The organism is Oceanobacillus indicireducens (assembly GCF_014647195.1).
GTDB classification, from domain to species: domain Bacteria; phylum Bacillota; class Bacilli; order Bacillales; family Amphibacillaceae; genus Oceanobacillus; species Oceanobacillus indicireducens.
Genome location: NZ_BMOS01000015.1, coordinates 83334 through 84717, shown reverse-complemented (window position 1 = coordinate 84717; position 1384 = coordinate 83334). Strand labels below are relative to the sequence as shown.

Here is a 1384-nt window from a genome sequence, read left to right as displayed (position 1 = left end):
ATTAAATGGAAAGCAATGTTTGCTGCTTCTTCTATTGGCAACTCTATATTTCTCAATATAGCTATTCAAGGTGTTAAGCCCATCTTCCATAAGCGTCCTGTTATCCCCATGTCCATTATGCTTGCCATTAAAACAATCTAAATGGCCCAGGTAAAAAGCATATTCTGGCATGAGGGCTGGCTTACCGGTTAATTCTGTATACTCATCAATGATGCTAGGTATTGATTCTCCAACAAAATAGTAGGCATCAAATCTTTCTTCTGAATGCCTAAATGTTGCAGTTTCGGAAAAGTCATAGGAGCCCGGTTTGAAGGTATTACGCATAACCCCATATCCATCAGTACTTATATAGAATGGTACAGGGCTCGAAGCTGCACCTGCATCCCAACCACCACCTACAGAAATATTTATCGACTCATTTTTATGTGACTAATAACCATTTTGTTGTCCACCGCCATAAAAATATTCATTTTCATTTGTAGATAGTGTTTGTACTGTGTTGTTGTTCTCATATTTTAATGGGGCTGCCTCTTCCCAAAGAACCTTGGATTGATTTTTATCATATAAACTCATTTTCGAAGTTCCCTTTTCAATCCTTAATTCTATTGCATCAGTAGATATCCTATGAAATTCAGAATCCTCATCAATATCTACATCTATAGAACCATACTCCTCATTGTATTCGCTTTCATTTTTATCGATAATTCTAGTAACATGATCCGACTTGTTAGGTTCAGGATAATCTGGATACTCCTTTTCTGGATCTAAATGAAGCCGAAAAAGATTTTCCTTTAAAAAGGTTAACTTTATTCCTTCGCCTGTTGATAAGTTAACATATACATCGCCACCATCTTGTGTAATGTCTTCTACTGTACCAATAGATCCTTCCTCTTCAGCTGCATTTATAGTGCCGCTAGCCAGTGTTAAAGTAGTAATAATTACTAGTAACAATAAACTTATCATAAACATTCCTATTATACTTTTTGGCTCTCTAAGTTTATTCGTATTGTTTAGCATCTTAACCTCCATATCATATTCGTTTCAAACAGCATTGTTTGGTTCAAAATCCAATTATGAAATTAATCCAGCTCTAATAATAATTTATGAGTATCATGAGAATATCAGTTAATGATGCACCATAATATCGACACCTCTCTTCTTTTCACTTTCAACGACATAATAAATATATTTCATTCAGAAACTGTCGTTGAAGGCATTTTGCATTCTATTGACCATTCAATATAATTGAATTTTCATTGGGTTGACGGGTCAACCCAACTTATTTACTATTTTTAGAAATTTCTATCATTTCCTATGTAAAACGTACTATTTGGCTTTTGCATCTTAATGGATGAGGAGTTATTTTGTCCGTAAATAGCATTCT

The 1384-nt window shown here is 34.4% G+C and carries 2 protein-coding genes; both read right to left on the bottom strand.

Annotated features, from left to right (window positions below; genetic code table 11):
- The coding region (locus IEX94_RS19845) for a hypothetical protein (RefSeq protein ID WP_229782695.1) at positions 1 to 324 on the bottom strand (324 nt) is incomplete at its 3' end.
- A 105-nt stretch (positions 325 to 429) separates the two neighbouring features.
- Positions 430 to 1017: an alpha-glucosidase domain-containing protein gene (locus IEX94_RS19840; RefSeq protein WP_229782694.1), complete on the bottom strand. Its 588-nt coding sequence runs from the start codon at positions 1015 to 1017 to the stop codon at positions 430 to 432.
- Positions 1018 to 1384 lie beyond the last annotated feature (367 nt).